We start from the raw sequence: 15637 nt of genomic DNA, 5'->3' as shown, positions 1-15637 counted from the left end.
GGGGACTCATTTCGGCGGCGGCGGGGGTTTGAAGGTGGACTGCGCGAAGAAGTCGCTGTCGCCCTCGGCGCGGTTGAAGTGCTCGTGCGCGGACACGTCCAGGCTCTCGTGGTGCAGGTAGGCCACCACCCGCGTGGCGGTGGCCTTGATCGTGGTCGTTCCCTTCTTGGCGTTGTGGCTGCGGGTGGTGACCCAGCGGTAGCGGTCCGGGTTGTTCAGCGTCGCGCGCGCGGTCTGCTCGAACGCGGCGTCGCTGGGCACCACGGCTGAACTCAGCTCGAAGTACTGCGTGGCACCCTTGGGCAGGTCGCCGTCCAGCCGGTAGGTGCGCGTCGGCTCGCCGTCCTCGCCGGTGGAAGCCTTTGAACTCAGGGTGCCGGGGACAAATCCCTTGGGTACCTTGCCGCGCGCTGCACGGAACGCAGCCAGAAACTCCTGGCCGTCCGCCGGCTCGACGAAGGTTCGGGGAATGACGCGGCTGTAGACCCGCTGGCCCTTCTGCTTGTAGGTGCCCTGGGCCAGAGCCACCGCGTTGGACCGCGGGTCCTTGGCCACCAGTTTCTTGGCCAGCGCCTTGTGCCGGGCCTCGGAAAGGTGGCCGTACAGGCGCTTGAGTTCTGGCAGCAGTTCGTCCACCGTGTACAGCTGCTCGCCCAGGCGCTGGAACATCGGCCCCGAGAACGCCTCGTAGGTCCGGGCCTCCTGCACCTTCTGTTTGCGCTCGTCGTCGCGCTCCTTGAGTTCGGCCTTGATGGCGGCCTTGCGCTCGGCCACGGCCTTGGTGCGCACGGCCTTGGCGTCCTTGAGCGCTTTGCCCTTGAGCGTCTTGTCCACCGGTGGGGGCTCGGGGTACTTGGCCTCCACCTCCGAGCGGAAGGCCGCGTCCGCGCGCTGGGCGAGTTCGGGGTCGGTGCCGTAGACCTGCTCGTGGGTGGGCGCGGTGACGGTGCCGGCACCGCCGAAGGCCTCATCCAGCAGTTCGAGCATCTCCTTGGTGCGGCCGATGTCGCAGCCCTTGATGCGCACCACCGTGTGGGCGTCGATCTGTTTGCCGACCCGGGTCAGCGCCGACACCCCGGACGCCGGGTGCAGGGCCTTGCGCAGCTCGGTGACGTTGAGTTTCTTGTCCTTGTCGTCGCCATCGAGCGCGAAGCTGAGCGTGCCGTCTTCGTTGGCGTGCGAGACCAGGTACAGGTTGCCGATGGGGTCGGTGATCTCGCCCGCGATGTGGTCGAGCACCGCCGCCAGGCTGCGCTTGTCGGTGACGAAGGTGGCCTGTGGCCGGTGGGCGCGGAAGTAGCGGTTGGCCTCGCGGTAGAACGCGTCCTTCTTCACATCACCCATGATGAACACGTAGTCCTGCCGGGGTGGCCCCTGCGCCTCGGCATCGGCCTGGGTCTGGGCCGGCGCGTCCACCGCCGGTTCATCGGCTTTCGCCGGTCGCAGCGCGCGCGATCCGCCGAGCGCGGCCTTGCGACCGCCTTCGAAAGTCTTGTCGTAAAAGGCGCGCAGGGCGTCTTCTTCTGCGCCGTGGAAGTCGCCGTCCAGGTTGTCCGGGTCGATGCCGCCCTTGGGCGCGAAGATGGCGGCAACGTCGGCCGGGCTGCTGTTGAGCAGCAGGGTGAGGATGGCGCGCTCATCGTCGTTGCCGGTGAAGCCCGACTGCATCTCCTGGATCAGCAGGATCTTCTGCGCGGCGTCGAGGGTCAGCGTGCCCTTGCGCCACAGCGCGACGATGGCCCGGGCCTTGTCGTCGCTGTTCATGTTGTCTTCGATCTTGCCCGGCCCGTGTTGGGCCAGGTAGGTCTGCAGCGTGGGGAGATCGAAGCCGTCCGCATCGAAGTCTTCGATGTCCAGCGCCCGCTGCACCCAGGGCGCCGCAGCGCCTTGCTGCACCACGTGGGCCAGCTCGTGCGCGATCAGCCGCTGCCCCTGGCGCGTGTCGGGCGCGAACTGCCCGGCGTTGAAGGCGATGTGTTCGCCCACGGTGTAGGCCCGGGCATTCACGTCGTGGGCCGATTGCTGGGCCGGGCCGTCGGTGTGGATGCGCACGCGGGAAAAATCGTGGCCCAGGCGCTGCTCCATGCCGTGGCGCAGCGCTGGCGCCATCGGCGTGCCGGGCCGGGTCAGGGTGCGCTCCACGCTCGCGGGTGCGCTGGTGGTTTCGCCGGCGGCGCGGGTCGCGTCGCGCTGCAGGCGGGGGGCTGCCGGTGCGGTGGCTGCGTGGGGTGGTGCGGCCAGCGCCTGGTCGGCGGCGCGGTCCGCCTCCTGCTCCAGCCGGTCGCTGCTGGCGCCCACGGCGAGCTTGCGCTGCAACACGCCGCGCGCGACCGGTGTGCGCGGCGCCTTGGCCGGAGCAACTTGCAAGGGGGCCGTGCTCATGGGCATTTGGTGCCTCCGCAGGGATTGGCGTTCCAGCGGGTGTTGCCGGTTTTCTTCCGGTGGCAGCACAGGTCGTCCAGCACCGCGCCGCTGTAGCTGACCGACACCGTGGTCACGCCGATCCGGGTGTGGTGGTTCAGGGTGCGGATCAGGGACCGGGTGCCGACGTGCACGCAGGCGTGCGAGCCGGTGTTGAGAAAGCCCTCGTGAATCGCCTGGATGCCCTTGAAGAAGATGGCGTAGTTCATGGTCCCGGCGCCGCTGGCCGAGTAGCGCGCGCCTTTGCCCTTCTTGGCCACGGGATCGGTCAGGTTGCCGAGTCGGACGTTTTCGGAGTCGGTGTAGCCCAGGCCTTCCAGCCGCGAGACTTTGGAATTCTTGACGCGGTCGGTCAACCCGACGCCCAGCATGGTGGAGCCGCCCGTGATGGACATCACGATGTCGGCCGGCACGCTGGACGATGCCGTGCTGTATTTGGCCTTCAAGGTGCCGGTGGGCATGCGCGGTTCCAGCTGGCCGGCCGCAAGGGCCGCGGCCTTGTGGCCGTCGTCCACCACGGCTTTGTCGAACTGGATGTCGATGTGTTCCACCCAGGGCTGGGTCTTGGCGTCCGTCAGGGTTTCGTCGGCGCCCTCGAAGGCAATCGTGTCCTTGCCCTTGCGGCGGTAGCGGTGCAGGGTCTGCGCGGAACCGGCTGTCGGTTCGCCCGACAGGCCGGTCTGCTGGACCACATGGGTGAGCTCGTGGGCGATCAGGTGCCGGCCCGCCGCCGTGCCGGGCGCGTACTGGCCGCTGTCGAAAACCACGTCTTGACCCACGGTGTAGGCGAGGGCGTTGACGTCCCGGGCCGAGGTTTGTGCCGCCGCGTCCGCGTGCACGCGCACCCGGGAGAAGTCGTGGCCGAAGCGTTGTTCCATGTCCTGGCGCAGCGCCGGCTCCAGCGCGCGGCCCGGGCTTGCCAGTGCCGTGTCCACGCTGGCGGGCGCCGCGGCCGCACCCTGCGCTGCGCTGCCGCTGGAGCGCTGGATGCGCGGCGCCACCGCCCCCGCGTGGGATCGGCCCGGTGCCACGAGCACCTGGTGGGCGACCTGTTCGGCCTCCTGCTCCAGCGCGTCGTTGCTGGCGCCGATGGCGAGCTTGCGTTGCAGGGAGCCGGTCGAGGCACCGTCCTCGCAGCGATCCTTGGCGGGGGTGGTGGCGGACGAACCGCAGCCGCAAGCGCACTGGCGCTGCAGCCACGGGCTCGCCACCGGCGTGTGGGTGGACACCCTGGGTTTGCCGGCCTTGGTCACCAGGGGCGCCACCGTGCTCATGAACCGATCCCCCGCACGATGCCTTGCGCGGTCTGTTCGCCCACCGCCGAGGCCCGTGCGCCTGGCGCGATGCGCAGGGATGCGACTTTCAGCAGGGGCACGCTGCGTTGCGCCAACAGCGCCTGCGCCGCCTGCGGCGTGGCCAGCAGCCGGCCGAGCTCCGCGCCCAGCCCTTCGGCGATGCCAGCCTGGTCTTCGCGGTCGAAGCCACGCAGCACCAGCCGGTCGATGTGCAGCACGACGCGCTTCATGACCACCCCCGGGTTTCGGCATCGCTCAGCGGGCGTTCGCGTTTGCTGGCTTCGGACTGCGCGGCGCGCAGCACGTGGGCCATGCCGACGGGTTGTGCGTCCTGCGCCGCGTGGAAGGCGGCGTTGAGCGCGATGTTGCGGATGTTGCCCCCGGCCATCTGCAGCCGGGCGAGCTTGGCGTGGTCCAGGTCTGCGGTGGGCGTGGCACCGGGGAAGACGCGCCGCCAGATGGCTTCGCGCTCGCTGGCCTCCGGGAACGGGAAGTTCACCACGAAGCGCAGCCGGCGCGAGAACGCCGTGTCCAGCGCCTTTTGCTGGTTGGTGGTGAGGATCGCCAGCCCGCGGTAGGCCTCCATGCGCTGCAGCAGGTAGCTCACCTCGATGTTGGCGTAGCGGTCGTGGCTGTCCTTGACCTCGCTGCGTTTGCCGAACAGCGCGTCGGCCTCGTCGAACAGCAGCACCACGCCGCTGTCTTCGGCGACGTCAAACACGCGGGCCAGGTTCTTTTCGGTTTCACCGATGTATTTGCTGACCACGGCGGACAGGTCGATGCGGTAGAGGTCCAGGTGCAGTTCGTGGGCCAGCACCTCGGCCGCCATGGTCTTGCCGGTGCCGCTCTCGCCGGCGAACAGCACCGAGATGCCCAGTCCGCGCCCGCCCTTGCCCGCGAAGCCCCAGTGTTCGTACACCGTGGGCCGGTGGCGCAGGTGGGCGGCGATCTGGCGCAGGGTGGCCTTCTGTGGCTCGGGCAGGATCAGGTCGTCCCAGCGGGCCACGGGGTCGATGCGCTGGGCCAGCCCGGCAATGCGCCGCCCCTCCAGGCTGCGGCAGGTGGACCACAGGGCGGCCACGGGGTCGGTGGCGAGGTCTTCCGCGCGCTGCAGTTCGGCGCCCATGCGCTGGATGTCGCGTGCGCTCAGCCGGAACTCCGAGGCCACGCCGTCGAGCGCGGCGCCGTACCGCGGCGCCCGCCCGCCCAGCGCCTGTTCCCACAGGTGCCGCTGCTCGCGCACCCCGGGCTTGGGAATGTCGATGCGGATGTCGCGCCGCGTGAGTTCCGCCGGCTCGGACACGCCCAGCAGCGCCAGGCCACCGATGCGCTCGACCAGGCGCAGGGCCGGTGCGGGTGGGGCGGCGTCGCCGCATTCGATCAGCAGCGCGGCGTCGAGCAGTGCTGCTTCGCGTTGCCAGAGCACGGCCAGCGCTTCAAGCTCCTGCGCCGATTCGGGCAGGTCTTCGCAGGCCATGGCGTAGAGCTGCAGGCCGAGCCGTGCGGCGGCGGTGGCGGCGATGTCGCGTTTGCCGTGCCTGTCCTTGCCCCAGAGCTGCACCACCGGAACGGGCTCGCCCGCCTCGGCGATGGCGGCGGCGAGCGCCTGGGCCAGCGTCTGCTGCCGGGGCGCCATCGTGGCAGGCGCCTGCACAGGCTGCATCAGCGCCTGCAAGCGCGTGTCCAGGAAACCGGCGCCGGCCAGGTGGTGCAGCACCCGCTCGTCCAGCTTCAAGCGGGCGTTGACCAGGGAGGCGTCGTCGGCCGGTTCGACCAGGCGCCAGCGGCGCAGGGGTCGCACCGGGGTCAGCGCGCTCCAGTGCGGATCGGGCAGCACGGCCAGGGCCAGACCGAAGGTGGCCCAGCGGCGCTGGCCGCCGGGCGAGGCCCCCGCGCAGAGCGCGCCGATCTCGCTGTCCATTTCGACGCCGGCGGCCAGCAGCACGGTGTCGCGCTCGAAGCCCGAAAGGCCCAAGCGTTGGGCCAGCTGGTCGATGGCCGCCGGTTCATCCAGTTCGAGCCGGCATTGCGTGATCCGGGCCTGTGCGACCGCCTCGTCCTCACCGCGCAGCCGGGCCTTGATGCGCGCGAACTCGGCCGACAGCAGGCGCTGGTTGGCCGTGGTCCAGTCGGAGGGCGCGCGGGCGTTCATGTGATCACCACGCGCTGGTTCAGGAAGGTTGGCGGCACGGCCGCGCGGTCGATGACGGGGCTGTCGATGCCGTCGATGCGCAGGCGCGCCAGGTGGCCGGGGGGCTGGCCCGGCGGGGGCGGCGGTGACACGGGCGCGTCTTCGATCACGAAGTCGAGCGAGGTGGTGGGCGTGGTGAACGCCTGTGGCGCGTACTCCTGCTGGCCCAGCACCAGCACCACGCTCTGCCCGGCGCGCAGGGCCGGGTGGAAGTTGATCGTGAAGCTGGCGCTGCCGTCGCCCGCGCGCACCACGTTCAGTGGCAGCCCGGTGATCTGCGGCGCCAGTGTCATGGCCAGGCGGTTGCTGCTGCGTGCGGCGCTCTCGCCCGGGCGCAGCACGCTCACGCCGACGCGGTAGACGCCCACCGGATAGATCGCGGCGTCGGCCACCGGGAGGTTGAACTGCACCAGGGCCGCGCCCCCGGCCGCCAGCGCGGGCAGACTGAGTTCGCTTTCGAAGCGGTCATTGCCCAGCAGCACGGTGCGCCCGGTGCCGTCCAGGTGGTGGCCCGTGAGGTCGATGGTTTCGCCCAGCCGCGCCACGATCTGCCCGCCGGGTGGTGACACCGCTTCGAGCGTCGGGATCGCGGGCTCCAGGCTGGGCTCCACGGACACGCCGCGTTCGCGCCCGCTTGACGGATCCACCCCGCCGCGGGTGAGCACCGGCAGCGCCGAGCGCACCGGCTCCGAGTCTTCGATCAGCACCACCGTGGCGCGGTAGGCGGCGGTCGGGCGCAGATGGCTTTGGGTGGCGGTCCAGAGCTTGGACATCTCCTCGGTGTCGAGGTGCTCGGGCGTGATCTTGATCAGCTCGACCTGGTCGGCCAGGCCCGCGTCGAACAGCGCGCGTTCGAGCGGTGTGCCGGGCAGGGGGGCGGGTGTCAGGGCCTGGCGGATCATGCCGCGCGTCAGCAGCGGGGACTCGTGCAGCCACTGCATGGCGTAGCCCAGCAGGATCTCGGCGTGCAGGTCGCCGCCGCTGTAGGCCGAGAGCAGGTAGTGCAGGTCCAGCGCGAGCGGGGCGTTGCTCAGGCGGTTGCGCCCGGAGGCGTCGCGGCTGGGCAGGCCTTCGTTGCGCCAGCCCGTGTTGGCGCTGACGCGGTGCAGGAACAGGTTGAGCTGCGAGGCCTCGGTGCCGTTCTGCGGCACCACGCGGTCGGGTGGCAGCACGCTGACGGTGGCGGTGCTGCCCAGCACGCCGCTGAGGTTGTGCTCCACCAGCCCCTCGCTCAGCAGGCTGCGCAGGGTGGCGGTGACCGCGGCGATGCCCAGGGCGGTGGTCATGATCGGCCCCCTTGGCGCCGGGCCAGGTACTCGTCCAGCGAGACCGGCGCTTTGCGGCGTGCCGCCGGGCGTTGCGCTGGCGCCGCCGGTTCGTGGATGGCCGTGACCTCGATGCGCCCAATGCTCACGTGCACTTCGGTGGTGGTGTCGGCCGGACCGCTTGGGCTGGGCCGGTGGGCGAGGGGCGGCTGCTCGGCGCTGGCGGGCCAGCGCACGCGGATTGTGGGCGCCAACAGCGGCTCGACCTGAGGCCAGGCCGGGGGCTCTGTGGCTGGCGGCGTGGTTGTTGAGATTGCGTCCGGCCCCGTGGTGCCGGGTGCGCTGGTGGCGGGGTTCGCGCGGCGGACTGCCCGGGCTTCGTCCGCCGTGTCCGGTGTATCTGGGGTGGACATCGAAGCTTTTGCACGTGCCGACCGCGCCGGGGAGGGCACCGCAGCGGCTTCGCCGGCGGGCGCCAGCAGCGGGGCGGGGGCCGATGCCGTTGCGGCGATCTGACCGCGCCGGGCTGCTTGCGCGGTCTGCGGGCGCGGTGCATCGGCTGGCGCGAACACCGGGTCGGAAAGATGGCCCGGACCCGCGCCTGCGGGCGTGTCTGCGGGCTGAAACGGCGCGGTGCCCCCGATCGCCGGGGCGTCCTCCGGCATCGGCGCTTCGTGCCCGAGCGGCTCTGGCGCGAAGCGCGCGCCCGACGCGGCGCGCACCGTGCGGGCCGAGCCATTGGCCCGTTGGGCGAGACGTTGCAGGAATCCGGTCATGGTCTGCCTCGTCGTGTGGTGAGCCTCAGACCCTGAGCAGGTCCAGATACGCGGCGCGCCGGGCCGGGCTGAGCGCGAGCACCTCGCCTTCGGTCCAGCCATAGGCCTGCGCGAGGCTGTGCACCTGGCCGAGCAGGCTCCGGGCTTGGTGGTGCACGTCGTCCCACAACAGGCTCCCCGCGTCCAGCGAGGCCTGGGTCGTCTGGCCGCAGGACTCGCAGGCCACGCTCAGCCGCAGGTCGGCCAGGGGGTCGGCGGCTTCGAGCTGTTCTTCCGCCTCGCTCAAGACGTCGGCCAGCGCGGCGGGATCGTCAGGGCGCGCCACACAGCAGCGCTCCAGCAGGTGCAGCGCGGCGGCCCGCGCATCGGGTTCATGGGCCAGGGCGGCGAGATCGCGGCTGTGCGGCACGCGGAAGCGGAACCCTTGCAGCTCGATGTCCGCGCGTTCGTCCTGTGCCGTGGCGTCGGCCAGCAAGGGGTTGATGTCCAGCCCGAGCTCCAGGTGTTCGCCGCAGTGTTCGCAGTCCAGTTGCACCTCGACGCGCGCGCCGAACAGCGCAGCGCGCATGCGCAACAGCCCGGTGTTGACCACGCCCAGCGGCAACTGCGCGAACCGCTCGGGCGCCACGTCGGGCCGCGCCCAGGCGCAGAGCAGCAAGGCCCGGTCAATGGGGTGGCGGTCCTGGCCGCGTTCCCAGAGGTCGAGCAGCCCGGCTTCGTCGAGCGTGCGCATGGCGGTGGGCCTCAGGCCGGTTCGGTGAAGCGCGGCTCGGTCGGCTCGGTGACGTCGTAATCACGCTCCCAGCCCTCGTTCTCCAGCTTGATCGACTGGATGGCCACCGCGTTGGCGTTGGCGTCCAGATCGGGCAGCGCCTGGTATTCCGAGACCCAGCAACGGAACACCTTGTAGGCCAGGACGAGCTGGCCGGCTTCGTTGTAGACCTCGATGATCAGGTCCTTGCGGAAGTCCTGCAGCGAGACCTCGGCGCCCAGGCCGGAGCCGAAGTTCCAGACCTTGTTGGCCCAGCGCTCGAACTCCTGGTCGTGCGTCACGCCGCGCTCCAGGCTGATCGCCTCGAACTTGGTGCGCCCGGGCGATTTGCGAGTGACCGAAGGGTCGCCGCCCTCGCGGTGCTCGACCAGCTCGGTGCTGCGCTTGAGCGCGCCGACCTTGCTGATGCCCGCGACGTAGCGGCCGTCCCACTTGACGCGGAATTTGAAGTTCTTGTAGGGATCGAAACGCTGTGCATTGACGCTGAACTGAGCCATGACGGTTCTCCTTAGGGCCTGTTCACACTGTTTTTCCAAGTGCGAATGGGTTGAAAACAGCGCCAATCTAGGCGCGCGACGACGGCCAGACTGGGCGTCTGGCCTAGGAGTGCAACAACGAGTGGCGCTGTTTTCAACCCATTCCCTTCGGGTTGCGGCCAAAAAGGCCATGCGCGGCGTTGCGAAGCCTTGCCGGGGGGCGACCCCGGCTGCGTTTCGCGCCTTGCGCATGGCCTTTTTGATCCGCAACGCATCTTTGAAAAACAGTGTGAACAGGCCCTAGACTTCGACCTGACCGGCCATCTGCTGGATCTTGAGCACCACGAATTCGGCCGGCTTCAGCGGCGCGAACCCGACCAGGATGTTCACGATGCCGAGGTTGATGTCGTTCTGCGTCGTGGTCTCGCGGTCGCACTTGACGAAGTAGGCCTCGCGTGGGCTGCGGCCCTGGAAGGCGCCCTGGCGGAACAGGTTCTGCATGAAGGCGCCCACGTTGAGCCGGATCTGTGCCCACAGCGGTTCGTCGTTGGGTTCGAACACCACCCACTGGCTGCCGCGGTACAGGCTCTCTTCGAGGAACAGCGCGAAGCGCCGCACCGGCAGGTATTTCCACTCGGAGGCGAGCTGGTCGGCGCCGGCCAGCGTGCGTGCGCCCCACACCAGGTTGCCCGTGACCGGGAAGCTGCGCAGGCAGTTCAGCCCCAGCGGGTTGAGCAGGCCGTTCTGGCCGTCGGTCATGGTGTAGCTGAAGCCCTGCACACCGGAGAACGAGGCGTCCAGCCCGGCGGGGGCCTTCCAGATGCCACGCTGCACATCGGTGCGCGCGATGATGCCCGCGACCGCACCGCAGGGCGCGAACTCGGCGAGGCGGTTTTCGCTCAGCGGATCGGCCATGCGCAGGCGCGGGAAGTACACCGCGGCATTGCGCGCATCGTCGTTGCCCACCGTCGTGCGCAGGGCGCTCACGTTGGTCTGGGCGGTGCTGATGGCGGTGGCGGCGTTCGCGGTCCAGCTGGCGGGCGAGTCGATGATCAGCATCGCGCGCCGGTCCTGGCAGTAGGCGGCAGCCAGGGCCCAGGTGGCGCTGGCCACGTCGGCCTCGTGCGTCAGCGGCGGCAGGCACAGCAGGTTGAACAGGTCGGCCGCCTCCAGCGCGTACATGCCCTCGCGGTTGGCGATCGCCGTGGCGCTGGTGGGCACGAGCTGGGCGTCGGTGATCGCCGCGCCATCGGCGTTCGCAGCGCCCACGGCCACCACGTTGGGCAGGGCCGGGTTGGCCGGATCGTTCGGGCTGGCGTTCTGCGGTGCGGAGGTGCGCACCCTCACCAGCGCCGACTGTTCGTTGAGCACGGTGTTGACGAAGCGCGGGCTCAGCGGCGAAACCGAGACGTTGCGAAAGCTCTCCGCGGCCACCACCTGGCTGCCGCCCACCCGGTCGAGCTCTTCGATGGTGAGGTTGAAGAGCAGCGTGTCGGCGGGATTGCGGGTGAGGTGGTCGACCCGGGCCCGCAAGGCCTGGCCCCACAGTCCCGGACTGGCGGCCTCCAGCACCAGATTGCCGGCGCCCGCGGGCAGGGTGATGGTGGCCGTGTTGGTCGCGATGTTGCCGTTGAACACACGCACGATCAGCGCGTCGGCTCCGCCGTGCTGAAAGAAGTGGTTCACCGCGTAGCTCATGGTGCTGTCGCGCCAGAGGCCGCCGAAGATGCGCGCGTACTCTGTAAAACTTTGTACGCGCACCGCCCGGTTGACCGGGCCTCGCGACGAACGGCCGATGAAGGCCGTGATGGACGTGGCGACACCGGTGATGGTGCGTACACCACTGGGAACCTCTTCGACGTAAACCCCAGGGTAGGTGAGGGCTGAAGGCATGGTGGACGCTCCTTGAAGGCTGTGTTGGTTGGGGGCCCGGAGTGCGCCTCGTGGCGCCTGGTGAAGCCAGCTGGGTGCTTCAGGTTCGAGAGGCTACGAACTTCATCGACCGGATGTTGTGACACTTTGTGTCGCCCGATCCCTTGTCCAACCGGTGAAATTCGTGGCCTCAACGCGGGTTCTTCTGGACCGCATTGCGCCACAGATCGGGGTAACCGGCATGCCTCAAACGGAGGAAGAAAAGGCGTTGGTGGACAGCAGAAATTGCGCGCCGAAAACGGCGGAAATGGACCCACGGGACAGCCTCGTTTCTGGAGGTGCCGCGGCGGCGTCTGCTATCTTCCAAGCTTTCATTTTTGCCAATGAGCCACACGCCATGCCACTGCAATTTGCCGACCGCCTGAACAACGTCGAAACCTCCGCCATTCGCGAACTCTTCAAGCTGCTGGGCAAGCCCGGCATCATCAGCTTCGCCGGAGGCTTCCCCGACAGCGCCATGTTCGACGTGGACGGCATCCGCGAAGCCGTCAACACCGCACTGACCGAAGAACCTGGTAGCGCCCTGCAATACGGTGCAACCGAGGGTTACAACCCGCTGCGCGAACAGCTCGCCGCGTTCATGACCAGCAAGGGCAATCAGGGCGTGAGCGCCAGCGACCTCATCGTCACCACCGGCAGCCAGCAGGCGCTGGACCTGCTGGGCAAGACGCTGGTGTCGCCCGGCGACAAGGTCATCGTCGAAGGCCCCACCTTCCTGGCCACCATCCAGTGCTTCCGCCTCTACGGCGCACAACTCATCAGCGCGCCTGTGGATGGCAATGGCGTGAAGACCGACGAGCTGGAAAAGCTGATCGAAGAACACAAGCCCAAATTCGTCTACCTCATCCCCACCTTCGGCAACCCCAGCGGCGCCATGCTCAGCCTGGAGCGGCGCCAGCGCGTGCTGGAGATGGCGGTGAAACACAACACGCTGATCGTGGAAGACGATCCCTACGGCGACCTCTACTTCGGCGAAGCGCCACCGCCCAGCCTGCTGGCCCTCAGCGCCAGCGTGCCCGGCAGTCGCGAGCTGCTGGTGCACTGTGGTTCGCTCAGCAAGGTGCTCAGCCCCGGCCTGCGCGTGGGCTGGATGGTCGGCCCGGCCGAGCTGCTGGCCAAGGCGACCATGTGCAAACAGTTCAGCGATGCACACACCAGCACTTTCGCCCAGGCCACCGCCGCGCAGTACCTGAAAGCCGGCCGCATGCCCGCCACGCTGGCCAAGGTGCGCGCCGTCTACGCCGAACGCGCCACCACCATGGGCAACGCCCTGAGACGTGAACTGGGCGAGGCCATCGAGTTCGTGCAACCCCAGGGCGGCCTGTTCGTCTGGGCCCGCCTCACCGGCGCGGGCGGCAAGGTGGCCGACGGCGGCGAGCTGGCCAAACGCGCGATTGAAAAAGGCGTGGCCTTCGTGCCCGGCGCACCGTTCTACGCCTCCAACCCCGACCACGCGACCCTGCGCCTCTCGTTTGCGACGGTGGGGGTGGAGAAGATCGAAGAGGGGGTGGGGCGGTTGGGCGCGGCGGTTTGATCTGCTGACTCCAACTTCTTCAGCGTCCAAAACCCAAACACCCTGACCGGCTCACACCATGATCCGGCCCGAAACCCCCGCCGATGCCGACGCCATCGCCGCCCTCACCACGGCCGCTTTCCTGAATGCGCCCCACGCCGCCCACACCGAAGCCTCTATCGTCAAAGCGCTGCGCCGCGCCGGTGCGCTGAGCGTGTCGCTGGTGGCGGAGCAGGGTGGCGAACTGGTCGGGCATGTGGCGACCTCGCCGGTGGTCATTGCCGACGGCACGCCGGGCTGGCATGGGCTGGGGCCGATTTCGGTGTTGCCTGAACACCAGGGAAAAGGCATCGGTTCGGCGCTGATGCGGGCGGCGCTGCAGGCGCTGCGCGAGCAGGGTGCGGCGGGCATCATGCTGGTGGGCGAACCGGGCTACTACCGGCGCTTCGGCTTCCGCAACGAAGCGCAACTGGTCTACCCGGACATTCCGCCCGGGTACTTCATGGTGCTGCCGTTCACCGATGCCTTGCCGCGAGGCACGGTGCACTTCCACGAGGCGTTCGGCGCGACGTCCTGATTCTGCGCAACGGGAGCCCACACATGGCCAAAAGACCGTTCCCGCTCGCCAAGGCCTACACCCTGCTGGAGCCCGGCCCGGTGGTGCTGCTGACCACGGCGAGTGGCGGGCAGACGGATGTGATGGTGCAGTCCTGGCACCTGATGCTGGAATTCGAGCCACCGCTGGTGGGCTGTGTGGTCAGCCCGCGCAACCATTCGTATGGCTTGCTCAAGGCGTCGCGCGAGTGCGTGATCAACATCCCCTCGGTGGAGATCGCAGAGCAGGTGGTGGCGTGTGGCAATTCATCGGGCCGCAACGTGGACAAGTTCGAGCGCTTCGGGCTCACACCGGTGCCGGCCAAAGTGGTGGGTGCACCGTTGATCAGGGAGTGTTTTGCCAGTCTGGAGTGCCGCGTGGTGGACACGCGCATGGTGACGCAGTACGGTCTGTTCGTGCTGGAGGTGGTGAAGGCCTGGGTGGACCCGGCGCACAAGGACGCGCGCACCTTGCACCACCGCGGGCGCGGGCGTTTCATGGTGGCGGGCGAGACGATCCAGCTCAAATCAAAAATGAAATAGGCGGCCCACACCTTTCACCGACCCGGACGGCGTCGCCTGGACGTGGCGAACGACCTGCAGGAGCGGCGCGATCGGCACGACCGCTGGGGCGAAGCGACTGGCTGACGCGCGGGCTTACTCGATCGGCTCGGCTTCAGCTTCAAACTGCGCCGCGTTCTTGCCCTTGAACGGCGCGTAGAACGCCTTGATCGCGGCCATGTCGGCCTCGATGTCGCCGGTGGGCTGGAACAGCGGGCCCAGGCCGCTGCGCTTGGTGGCGTAGTCCATGTAGGCCATGACGATGGGCACCCGGGCTGTCTGGGCGATGTAGTAGAAACCGGTCTTCCAGTAGCGCGTCTTGCTGCGTGTGCCTTCGGGCGGCACGATGAGTTGCAGCGGTCCGTCGGCCTCGGCAATGGCCTGGGCCGAGGCAGCCACCAGGTTGCTGGATTGCGCGCGGTTCACCGGGATGCCGCCGAGCCAGCGCATCAGGCCACCAAACGGGGCTCTGAAGATGCTCTGCTTGCCCATCCAGTAGGGGTTCAGGCGCAGGGCGAAAGCGACCATGAGGGTGTAGGGCAGGTCCCAGTTGCTGGTGTGCGGCGCGGCGATGAACACGCTCCGGGTCGCCTGCGGCGGCAGGCTGCCTTCGATCGTCCAGCCAGTCATTTTCAGGAAAGCCAGCGAAAAGCCGCGCAACAGGGCGTTGACCACCGGGGTGGTGAAGATGGTTCGGTGCATGGCCGGGGAGTATCGTGCAAGACACCGCCTGGCCCTTGCGCGCGCTACCATCGCCGCCACTTCATTTGACGGATATCAAACCATGACCCCAACCCTCGATGTGCAGGGACTGACGGTGCAGATCGAGGGCCACGGCCCCACGGTGGTGATGCTGCACGGCTGGCCCGACACGCTGGCGCTGTGGGACGGCGCGGTGCGGGCGCTGAGCGACGGATACCGCTGCGTGCGCTTCTCGCTGCCGGGCTTCGACCTCGCGAAGCCGCCGCGTCCGGTGTCGGTGAATGAGATGTGCGAACTGGTGGGCGCCGTGGTGGATGCGGTGAGCCCGGACGAGCCGGTGACGCTGCTGCTGCACGACTGGGGCTGTTTCTTCGGCTACGAATACGCGGCACGCCACCCGCAGCGCGTGGTGCGCGTGGTGGGCACCGACATCGGTGACACCAATTCGGGCGCCTACCTCAAGTCGCTCAAGGCCAAAGAGAAGCTGATGATCGCGGGCTACCAGCTCTGGCTGGCTGTGGCCTGGAAGCTGGGGGGCTGGCTGCCGGGCCTGGCCAACCGCATGACGCGCTTCATGGCGCACACCATCGGTTGCCGCACGCCGCCGGAGCGCATGGGCTGGCAGATGAACTACCCCTACGCCATGCAGTGGTTCGGTTCGTACGGCGGCTTGCGCGGCGTGGCGCGGGTGGACAAGGTGTTCGGCCCGCAGATCCCCACGCTGTTCTGCTTTGGGCGGCGCAAGCCCTTCATGTTCCATTCACCGCGCTGGCTCGCGGCCCTGGGCACGACGCCGGGCAACCAGGTGCAGGGCTTTGACGCCGGGCACTGGCTGATGTTTCAGAAGCCCGACCAGTTTCACACCGCGGTGCGGGCCTGGCTGGACAGCGGAGGCGCTGAGCGGTGAAGGCTGAGGACCTGGAACGCCTGATCACAACCGAGATGCCCTTCGGCAAGCACAAGGGCACGCCCATCGCCGACCTGCCGGGCAACTACCTGAACTGGTTTGCGCGCGAGGGCTTTCCGAAGGGGGACATCGGCCGTCTGCTGCAGCTGATGCACGAGATCGACCACAACGGCCTGAGCGATCTGCTGGCGCCGCTGCGGCGGCGCTCCTGACCCGCCCTGCATCGCCGGCG

The 15637-nt window shown here is 68.9% G+C and carries 15 protein-coding genes; 5 read left to right on the top strand and 10 right to left on the bottom strand.

Features of this window, described 5'->3' with window-relative positions:
• Positions 1 to 6: 6 nt before the first annotated feature.
• From ACN5W5_RS18245 to ACN5W5_RS18205, 9 genes are all read right to left on the bottom strand, one after another.
• On the bottom strand, positions 7 to 2382 hold the full coding sequence (locus ACN5W5_RS18245; protein ID WP_420049890.1) for a DUF4157 domain-containing protein: 2376 nt from the start codon (positions 2380 to 2382) through the stop codon (positions 7 to 9).
• Positions 2379 to 3695 carry a DUF4157 domain-containing protein gene (locus ACN5W5_RS18240; RefSeq protein WP_420049889.1) on the bottom strand — a complete coding sequence of 439 codons (1317 nt, stop codon included), beginning with the start codon at positions 3693 to 3695 and terminating at the stop codon, positions 2379 to 2381. Before ACN5W5_RS18240 ends, ACN5W5_RS18245 begins: the two co-directional genes overlap by 4 nt.
• Positions 3692 to 3946: a hypothetical protein gene (locus ACN5W5_RS18235; RefSeq protein WP_420049888.1), complete on the bottom strand. Its 255-nt coding sequence runs from the start codon at positions 3944 to 3946 to the stop codon at positions 3692 to 3694. The genes ACN5W5_RS18240 and ACN5W5_RS18235 overlap by 4 nt, the downstream gene beginning before the upstream one ends.
• Entirely contained in the window at positions 3943 to 5868 is a 1926-nt protein-coding gene (locus ACN5W5_RS18230; RefSeq protein ID WP_420049887.1) for an ATP-binding protein, read from the bottom strand. The genes ACN5W5_RS18235 and ACN5W5_RS18230 overlap by 4 nt, the downstream gene beginning before the upstream one ends.
• Positions 5865 to 7193: a DUF4255 domain-containing protein gene (locus ACN5W5_RS18225; RefSeq protein ID WP_420049886.1), complete on the bottom strand. Its 1329-nt coding sequence runs from the start codon at positions 7191 to 7193 to the stop codon at positions 5865 to 5867. Before ACN5W5_RS18225 ends, ACN5W5_RS18230 begins: the two co-directional genes overlap by 4 nt.
• Complete coding sequence (locus ACN5W5_RS18220) at positions 7190 to 7948, bottom strand: hypothetical protein (RefSeq protein WP_420049885.1); 759 nt, start codon at positions 7946 to 7948, stop codon at positions 7190 to 7192. Before ACN5W5_RS18220 ends, ACN5W5_RS18225 begins: the two co-directional genes overlap by 4 nt.
• A gap of 25 nt (positions 7949 to 7973) precedes the next feature.
• Positions 7974 to 8681, bottom strand: a complete 708-nt coding sequence (locus ACN5W5_RS18215; RefSeq protein ID WP_420049884.1) for a hypothetical protein — start codon at positions 8679 to 8681, stop codon at positions 7974 to 7976.
• Positions 8682 to 8692: 11 nt separating this feature from the next.
• Positions 8693 to 9217, bottom strand: a complete 525-nt coding sequence (locus tag ACN5W5_RS18210; protein WP_420049883.1) for a phage tail protein — start codon at positions 9215 to 9217, stop codon at positions 8693 to 8695.
• Between the two features lie 279 nt (positions 9218 to 9496).
• The gene (locus tag ACN5W5_RS18205; protein WP_420049882.1) at positions 9497 to 11089 is read right to left on the bottom strand and encodes a phage tail sheath family protein; all 1593 of its coding nucleotides are present in this window, start codon (positions 11087 to 11089) and stop codon (positions 9497 to 9499) included.
• A gap of 382 nt (positions 11090 to 11471) precedes the next feature.
• On the opposite strand from ACN5W5_RS18205, the gene ACN5W5_RS18200 reads away from it, so the two are divergent.
• The 3 genes from ACN5W5_RS18200 to ACN5W5_RS18190 are packed head-to-tail and all read left to right on the top strand — an operon-like array spanning position 11472 to position 13778.
• Complete coding sequence (locus tag ACN5W5_RS18200; protein WP_420049981.1) at positions 11472 to 12662, top strand: PLP-dependent aminotransferase family protein; 1191 nt, start codon at positions 11472 to 11474, stop codon at positions 12660 to 12662.
• Positions 12663 to 12720: 58 nt separating this feature from the next.
• Positions 12721 to 13218, top strand: coding sequence for a GNAT family N-acetyltransferase (locus ACN5W5_RS18195; protein ID WP_420049881.1), 498 nt, complete (start codon positions 12721 to 12723; stop codon positions 13216 to 13218).
• Between the two features lie 23 nt (positions 13219 to 13241).
• Complete coding sequence (locus ACN5W5_RS18190) at positions 13242 to 13778, top strand: flavin reductase family protein (RefSeq protein ID WP_420049880.1); 537 nt, start codon at positions 13242 to 13244, stop codon at positions 13776 to 13778.
• Positions 13779 to 13892: 114 nt separating this feature from the next.
• On the opposite strand, the gene ACN5W5_RS18185 is transcribed toward ACN5W5_RS18190, so the two are convergent.
• Positions 13893 to 14498: a lysophospholipid acyltransferase family protein gene (locus ACN5W5_RS18185; RefSeq protein ID WP_420049879.1), complete on the bottom strand. Its 606-nt coding sequence runs from the start codon at positions 14496 to 14498 to the stop codon at positions 13893 to 13895.
• A gap of 82 nt (positions 14499 to 14580) precedes the next feature.
• Here ACN5W5_RS18185 and ACN5W5_RS18180 point away from each other — a divergent pair, with 82 nt between their 5' ends.
• Positions 14581 to 15405: an alpha/beta fold hydrolase gene (locus tag ACN5W5_RS18180; protein WP_420049878.1), complete on the top strand. Its 825-nt coding sequence runs from the start codon at positions 14581 to 14583 to the stop codon at positions 15403 to 15405.
• Positions 15402 to 15617, top strand: a complete 216-nt coding sequence (locus tag ACN5W5_RS18175; protein WP_177133780.1) for a DUF3820 family protein — start codon at positions 15402 to 15404, stop codon at positions 15615 to 15617. Before ACN5W5_RS18180 ends, ACN5W5_RS18175 begins: the two co-directional genes overlap by 4 nt.
• The last annotated feature ends 20 nt before the right edge of the window (positions 15618 to 15637 follow it).

This window comes from Hydrogenophaga sp. ZJX-1 (genome assembly GCF_048590325.1).
Classification (GTDB): domain Bacteria; phylum Pseudomonadota; class Gammaproteobacteria; order Burkholderiales; family Burkholderiaceae_C; genus Hydrogenophaga.
This window is presented reverse-complemented; position numbering and strand designations above follow the sequence as displayed.

Bases quoted from the DNA above. Each gene is read 5' to 3' on its own strand.
- ACN5W5_RS18245 (WP_420049890.1), bottom strand. From the start codon at position 2,382: ATGAGCACGGCCCCCTTGCAAGTTGCTCCGGCCAAGGCGCCGCGCACA.
- ACN5W5_RS18240 (WP_420049889.1), bottom strand. From the start codon at position 3,695: ATGAGCACGGTGGCGCCCCTGGTGACCAAGGCCGGCAAACCCAGGGTG.
- ACN5W5_RS18235 (WP_420049888.1), bottom strand. From the start codon at position 3,946: ATGAAGCGCGTCGTGCTGCACATCGACCGGCTGGTGCTGCGTGGCTTC.
- ACN5W5_RS18230 (WP_420049887.1), bottom strand. From the start codon at position 5,868: ATGAACGCCCGCGCGCCCTCCGACTGGACCACGGCCAACCAGCGCCTG.
- ACN5W5_RS18225 (WP_420049886.1), bottom strand. From the start codon at position 7,193: ATGACCACCGCCCTGGGCATCGCCGCGGTCACCGCCACCCTGCGCAGC.
- ACN5W5_RS18220 (WP_420049885.1), bottom strand. From the start codon at position 7,948: ATGACCGGATTCCTGCAACGTCTCGCCCAACGGGCCAATGGCTCGGCC.
- ACN5W5_RS18215 (WP_420049884.1), bottom strand. From the start codon at position 8,681: ATGCGCACGCTCGACGAAGCCGGGCTGCTCGACCTCTGGGAACGCGGC.
- ACN5W5_RS18210 (WP_420049883.1), bottom strand. From the start codon at position 9,217: ATGGCTCAGTTCAGCGTCAATGCACAGCGTTTCGATCCCTACAAGAAC.
- ACN5W5_RS18205 (WP_420049882.1), bottom strand. From the start codon at position 11,089: ATGCCTTCAGCCCTCACCTACCCTGGGGTTTACGTCGAAGAGGTTCCC.
- ACN5W5_RS18195 (WP_420049881.1), top strand. From the start codon at position 12,721: ATGATCCGGCCCGAAACCCCCGCCGATGCCGACGCCATCGCCGCCCTC.
- ACN5W5_RS18190 (WP_420049880.1), top strand. From the start codon at position 13,242: ATGGCCAAAAGACCGTTCCCGCTCGCCAAGGCCTACACCCTGCTGGAG.
- ACN5W5_RS18185 (WP_420049879.1), bottom strand. From the start codon at position 14,498: ATGCACCGAACCATCTTCACCACCCCGGTGGTCAACGCCCTGTTGCGC.
- ACN5W5_RS18180 (WP_420049878.1), top strand. From the start codon at position 14,581: ATGACCCCAACCCTCGATGTGCAGGGACTGACGGTGCAGATCGAGGGC.